The 6,260-nt window shown below is 74.6% G+C and carries 6 protein-coding genes; 2 read left to right on the top strand and 4 right to left on the bottom strand.

From position 1 onward, the window contains the following. Positions 1-60: 60 nt before the first annotated feature. Together ACFV4P_RS17725 and ACFV4P_RS17720 are read right to left on the bottom strand one after the other, a co-directional pair. Positions 61-735: a Crp/Fnr family transcriptional regulator gene (locus ACFV4P_RS17725; RefSeq protein ID WP_073807417.1), complete on the bottom strand. Its 675-nt coding sequence runs from the start codon at positions 733-735 to the stop codon at positions 61-63. A gap of 175 nt (positions 736-910) precedes the next feature. Continuing rightward, positions 911-1,567, bottom strand: a complete 657-nt coding sequence (locus tag ACFV4P_RS17720) for a GntR family transcriptional regulator (protein ID WP_073807418.1) — start codon at positions 1,565-1,567, stop codon at positions 911-913. A 182-nt stretch (positions 1,568-1,749) separates the two neighbouring features. Here ACFV4P_RS17720 and ACFV4P_RS17715 point away from each other — a divergent pair, with 182 nt between their 5' ends. Beyond that, a complete protein-coding gene (locus ACFV4P_RS17715) occupies positions 1,750-2,964 on the top strand; it encodes an amidohydrolase (RefSeq protein ID WP_380472024.1) in 1,215 nt (404 codons plus the stop codon). A gap of 51 nt (positions 2,965-3,015) precedes the next feature. After that, the gene (locus tag ACFV4P_RS17710; RefSeq protein ID WP_380472022.1) at positions 3,016-4,482 is read left to right on the top strand and encodes an APC family permease; all 1,467 of its coding nucleotides are present in this window, start codon (positions 3,016-3,018) and stop codon (positions 4,480-4,482) included. A gap of 60 nt (positions 4,483-4,542) precedes the next feature. Here the strand turns inward: ACFV4P_RS17710 and ACFV4P_RS17705 are convergent, their stop codons facing one another. After that, a complete protein-coding gene (locus ACFV4P_RS17705) occupies positions 4,543-5,733 on the bottom strand; it encodes an amidohydrolase (protein WP_380472020.1) in 1,191 nt (396 codons plus the stop codon). Positions 5,734-5,831: 98 nt separating this feature from the next. Then, positions 5,832-6,227, bottom strand: a complete 396-nt coding sequence (locus tag ACFV4P_RS17700) for a universal stress protein (protein WP_380472018.1) — start codon at positions 6,225-6,227, stop codon at positions 5,832-5,834. Positions 6,228-6,260: the final 33 nt, after the last annotated feature.

Raw genomic sequence — 6,260 nt, 5'->3', positions numbered from 1 at the left:
GCACTGGGGGGGGTTATTATACCTCCACGCGCCCCTGTCCGCGTGCCCGCTGCGCAGTCCTCAGCGCGAACGGCGGGAAAGCCGCTCCACATCGAGCAGCACGACCGCCCGGGCCTCCAGCTTCAGCCACCCGCGCCCGGCGAAGTCCGCCAGCGCCTTGTTGACCGTCTCGCGGGAAGCGCCGACCAGCTGCGCCAGCTCCTCCTGGGTGAGGTCGTGGGCGACGTGGATGCCCTCCTCGGACTGCACGCCGAAGCGGCGCGACAGGTCGAGCAGCGCCTTGGCGACGCGTCCGGGCACGTCGGAGAAGACCAGGTCGGACATCACGTCGTTGGTGCGGCGCAGCCGGCGGGCGATCGCGCGCAGCAGGGCGATGGAGACCTCGGGCCGGGCGTGCAGCAGCGGCAGCAGGTCGCCGTGGCCGAGGCCGAGGAGCTTGACCTCGGTGAGGGCGGTGGCGGTGGCGGTGCGCGGGCCCGGGTCGAACAGCGAGAGTTCGCCGATCATCTCGGACGGGCCGAGCACGGCGAGCATGTTCTCACGGCCGTCCGGCGAGGCGCGGTGCAGCTTGACCTTGCCCTCGACCACGACGTAGAGCCGGTCGCCCGGGTCGCCCTCGTGGAACAGCGACTCGCCGCGGGCGAGCGTCACCTCGGTCATGGAAGCCCGGAGCTCGGCAGCCTGGTCGTCGTCGAGTGCCGCGAACAGCGCGGCGCGCCGCAGAACGTCGTCCACGAGCTTCCTCCTGCTGGTGTCATGGGCAGTGCTATTCACCACCAAGGATGACGCATGTCGCTCCGATCATATGAGGAGGGGGTGGGCCCGGGTGCGGCCTACGCGGCCATTCGCGCAGTTCGAGTGACGACCGCGCCACCGGCCGCCCCGCGGCGTGTCCCCCGGCGAACGGCAGTCAGCGCCCGAGCGCCTGGAGCGCGAACGCCCGAGTTCCGGCGACGTGGTGACGGGCCAGTGCGGCGGCGGTCTCCGGGTCGCGGGCCTTGATGGCGTCCAGCAGCTGCTGGTGCTCGGTGCACATGGGGATGCCGGTCTCGGTGTCCGAGGTGAGGCGGAACAGCCGGCGCAGGCGGCCGTCGAGCGGGGCCATCATGTCGCGCAGCAGCGGGTTGCCGGAGAGTTCGACGATCTCGCGGTGGAAGTCGGCGTTCAGGCTGACGGTCTCGCGCAGCCGCCCGGCCTCGGCGGCCTTGCGGGTGCGGGCGAGCAGGCGTTCGAGGCCGCGGATGCCGGCGGCGGTGGCGCGCCGGGCGGCGAGGCTGGCGGCGAGCGCCTCCAGGGATTCGCGGATGGCGAAGAAGTGCTCGGCGTCCTCGGGCCCGAAGTCGGCGACGACGGCGCCGCGGCGGGCCTGCGAGGTGAGGAAGCCCTCGCGCTCCAGGCGCTGCAGGGCCTCCCGCAGGGGGATCCGGGAGACGCCCAGGCTCTCCGCGAGCTCGCGTTCCACCAGGCGCTGCCCGGTGGGGTACTCGCCCTCGATGATCCGCTCGCGCAACCGGAGGTAGACGAGCTCCGCCAGCGACTGGTGGGCGTCGCCGAGGGTGTCGGGCATCGGGGGCTCCAACGGAAGCGGGCGGACGGAGCGGTCTGAGGATCAGATCATTCCAGATCGCTTTCCGCCACCCCTTGTCTGGTATTCGGTATACCAGCTACCTTGGCCGCCCAGCGGGTCCGAACGGCGCCCCGAGCCGCGCCCCGCACTCACCGAACTGCGCCGATCCGAGGAGCCCCGCCGTGCCGACCCTCCCGCCCCCGGGCCCGCGACTGCTGCTGGACGCCACCCTCCCGGACGGCGCCCGCGCCGACCTGGCGATCGACCGGGGCCGGATCGCGTCCATCACGCCCGTGCCGCCCGGCCGCGAGCGCCGCCCCGCAGGCCCCGACGGCCGCAACCTGGACGGGGCGCTGCTGCTGCCCGCGCTGGTCGACGGCCACGCCCACCTGGACAAGACCTTCCTCGGCGCGCCCTGGCAGCCGCACCGCGAGACCGCCGACCTGCGGGCCCAGATCGCCTCCGAGCGGCAGCTGCGCCGCGAGGTCGCCGACCGGCTCCCCGTGGTGGACCGGGCCGAGGCGCTGGCCCGCCGGATGGCGGCGTTCGGCACCGGCCACGTCCGCTCGCACGTGGACGTCGACCCGGGCGTCGGGCTCGACCACCTGTACGCGGTGCTGGAGGCCCGCGAGCGGGTGCGCGAGCTGATCGACGTGCAGCTGGTGGCGTTCCCGCAGAGCGGCGTGGTCGCCGAGCCCGAGGTGGCCCGGCTGCTGGACGCCGCCCTCCGGGAGGGCGCCGAACTGATCGGCGGGCTCGACCCGTTCGGCTTCGACCAGGACGTCGACGGCCAGCTGGACGTGGTCTTCGGCCTGGCGGAACGGCACGGCGTCGGCGTCGACATCCACCTGCACGACGGCGGCGCGCCCGGCGCGGCGCAGCTGCGGGCGATCGCCGCGCGGACGGCCGCGCTGGGCCTGGCCGGCCGGGTCGCGGTCAGCCACGCGTACTGCCTCGGGCAGCTGGACGAACGCGAACTCGACGCCGTGGCAGCGGTGTTGGCGGACGCCGGGGTGGCCGTGATGACCAACGGCCCGGCCCGGTCGATGCCGCCCGTCAAGCGCCTGCACGAGCGCGGCGTCCTGCTGTTCGCCGGCTCGGACAACATCCGCGACGCGTGGTGGCCGTACGGCACCGGCGACATGCTGGAGCGGGCCACCGTCATCGGCCTGCAGGGCGAGCTGATGACCGATCAGGACCTGCGACTGGCCGCCGACCTGGCGACCGGGCACGCCGCCCGGGCGCTCGGGCTGGCCGAGTACGGGATCGCCGTCGGGGGACGCGCGGACCTGGTCGCGGTGGCCGCCCACTCGGTGCCGGAGGCGGTCGCGGCGCACCCCGAACGGCTGCTGGTGCTGCACCGCGGCCACCTCGTGCTCGACCGGCTCGCCCCCTGACACGCCCGAACTCCCCCCGTACCACCCCGTGTTCGGAAGGACCCCCACACCATGACCACCGTCTCCACCCGCACCGAAAGACCTCCGACCGAGCCGTCCGGGCAACTCGCCAAGGGCCTGATCGGCACCACCGACCTGGTGTTCTTCGTGGTCGCCGCGGCCGCGCCGCTGACCGTGCTGGCCGGCATCGCGCCGTTCGCGATCGGCGTCGGCGGGGCGTCCGCGCCCGCCGCGTACCTGATCTCCGGGGCGCTGCTGGTGCTGTTCGCCGCCGGGTTCACCGCGATGAGCCGGTACGTGCGCAACGCGGGCGCGTTCTACGCGTACGTGGCGCGCGGGCTGGGGCGCACCCTCGGGGTGGTCACCGCCTATGTGGCGGTGGTCAGTTACAACCTGATCACCCCCGGTGTGGCGGCCGCGTTCGGCTACTTCGCGGCCGGGCACATCGAGCAGCGGACCGGTGCGCACGTGCCGTGGTGGCTGCTGTCCGGGGTGTGCGTGGCGGTGGTCGGCGTGCTCGGTTGGCTGAAGGTCACGCTGTCCGCGAAGGTGCTCGGGGTGGCGCTGGTGCTGGAGGTGCTGTCGCTGCTGCTGATGGAGGGCGGGGTGCTGGCCGAGCGGGGGACGGCCGCGCTCGACCCGGTGTCCTTCGACCCGTCGCTGCTCACCCAGGCCGGGGTGGCCGGCATGTTCGTGCTGGTGATAGGCGCGTTCACCGGCTTCGAGGCGACGGCGATCTACGCCGAGGAGGCCCGCGACCCGGCCCGCACCGTGCCGCGGGCGACGTTCATCGCGATCGGCTTCCTGGCGGTGTTCTACGCGCTGGGCACCTGGATCGTGATGGGCGCGTACGGCACCGACCAGGCCGTCGCGCAGGCCCGCGCGGACGGCGGGCCCGACCTGACGTTCCGGGCCGCCGAGCGGTTCGTCGGACTGTGGCTGTCCGACACCATGCACGTGCTGATCATCGTCTCGGCGTTCGCCTCCGCGCTGGCCTTCCACAACGCGGCCGCCCGCTACCTGTACGCGCTGGGCCGGGAGGGGCTGCTGCCGCGCAGCCTGGGCCGGGTGTCGGCGCGCACCGGGTCGCCCGGGCAGGCGGTGCTGGTGCAGTCGGTGTTCAACGCGCTGGTCGTGGGCCTGGGCGCGGTGCTCGCCGTCGACCCGTACCTGGTGGTGCTGCTCTGGTCGAACAGCGTCGGGGTGCTCGGCATCATGGCGATGCAGGGGCTGGCGGCGGTCGCGGTGTTCGCGTTCTTCCGCCGCGACCGGCGCGGGCTCTCCGCGTTCCGGGTGGTCTGGGCGCCGCTGCTGGCGGCCGCCGGGATGGCCGTGCTCACCGTGCTCGCGGTCTTCAACTTCGATCTGCTGAGCGGACGTTCGGGCCTGGTGAACTGGCTGCTGCTGGTGCCGATGCCGCTGGTCGGCGTGGCCGGCTGGCTGGTCGCCCGGCGGATCCGGCGCACCGACCCGGAGCGGTTCGCCCGGCTCACCGAGGTCGATGTCGAACGCGACTGAGCGCAGCGCGAAGCGGCGGCACCGGCCCACGGCGGGTCGGTGCCGCCGCTTCGGCGTGCGTCAGTCCAGCAGCGTGCCGTGCTCGGCGACCACCCGGCCGGCCTTCACCACCAGCTCGCGCTCCGGCAGGTCGACCACCACCTGCGGCGGGCACTCGCCGTCCACCAGCAGGAAGTCGGCGGGGGAGCCCGGCGTCAGGTCGGCCCTCGGCAGGCCGAGCAGGTCGGCGCCGCCGTGCGCGGCCAGCTCCAGGCAGTCGGTCAGCTCCCGGTCGGTGCGGGCGTCGGTGGTCCAGCCCAGCAGGTGCGCCCGGTGCAGCATGTCGGCGTTGCCGAACGGGCTCCAGGAGTCCCGCACCCCGTCCGAACCGAGGCCCACCCGCACACCGCGGGCCTGCAACGCGCGGAACGGCAGCACCTGGTGCGCGGACGGGGCGACCGTGGTCAGCGCGATCCCGGCGGACGCCAACAGCTCGGCCACCGCGTCGAGTTCACCGTCCGGCAGCTCCGGCAGGCAGAACGCGTGGCTGACCGTCACCCGGCCCTGCAGGCCCGCCGCGACGGTCCGGGCGGCGAGGGCCCGGAGCGGGCCGAGGCCGGCCGCGCCGCGGTCGTGCAGGTGGACGTCCAGCAGTACCCCGTACCGCTCGGCGAGGCCGAACAGCAGGTCGAGCTGCTCGCGGCCGTCCGCGCTGCCGCCGTCGAACCCGGCCGGGTCGATGCCGCCGACCGCGTCCACCAGGTGCTCGCGGGCCGCCTCGGTGAGCAGTTCGGCCGCGCCCGGCGTGCGCACCACCCCGTGCTGCGGGAACGCCACCGACTGCACGTCGAGCTTCCCGGCCAGCCGCTCGGCGGCCTCCCGCAGGCCCTCCACCCCGGCCAGGCCGTACGCGGGCGCGACGTCGACGTGCGCGCGGACGGCGCGGGTGCCGCGGGTCACCGCGTGGGCCAGCAGTCGGTGGGCGCGCTCGCCGATCGGGCTGCGCCGGTGCCGGAACAGCTCGACGTCCCCCGCCACGTACTCCGGCAGGCTGCCGGCCGGGCGGCGGCTGTACCAGGGCTCACCCCAGCTGGTCTTGTCCGGGTGGATGTGCGCGTCCACCAGCGTCGGCAGCGCGATCCTGCCGCCGCCGTCCACCACCGTCGGGCGGGCGTCCTCCGGCAGTTCGGCCACCAGGACGCCGTCCACGACGGCCAGATCGGTGACAGGCCCGCCGAACGGGCGGACCTGGCGGAACAGTGCGGCGTGCATGGTGTCGCTCCCGGGGAGGTGCTGAGGGCCTTTCCGGAACCAACCAAGCCGCTTCGGCTGCGACAGTCAACTCGCCTGCGGCATAGGCGAGTTGGCTGTCAGGGCTGCCCGGCGACGGTCAGCACGGGGCAGGGGGAGTGGCCGCGGCAGTGCCGTACGGCGCGGTCGCCGTGCGGGTGCCAGTGGCGGTGGCCCGACGCGCCGAGCACCAGCAGGTCGTCCGGGCCGGCGACGGCGGCGACCAGGGCCGGTCCGGGCGGTCCGGCGGTCACGGTCGGGCGGATCACCAGCTCGCTCGGCCAGCCGCCGACGGCGGAGCGCAGCGCGCTGTCCAACAGCCGGCAGGCGGTGCGGTCGGACGGCTGCCCGGCGAACAGCGGGACCAGCACCGCCCCGCGCACCGCCGCCTCCAGCACGGCCCGGCGCAGCGCGGCCAGGCTCGCGGTCGAGCCGTCGACGCCGACCACCACCCGGGACTCCGCAGTGCGATCCATGGCGCACCTCCTTCTCCCCCTCCAGTCAACGCC

Source organism: Kitasatospora sp. NPDC059795 (genome assembly GCF_042732175.1).
Taxonomy (GTDB): domain Bacteria; phylum Actinomycetota; class Actinomycetes; order Streptomycetales; family Streptomycetaceae; genus Kitasatospora.
The sequence above is the reverse complement of the archived record's forward strand: the minus strand, read 5'-3'. Positions and strand labels throughout refer to the sequence as shown.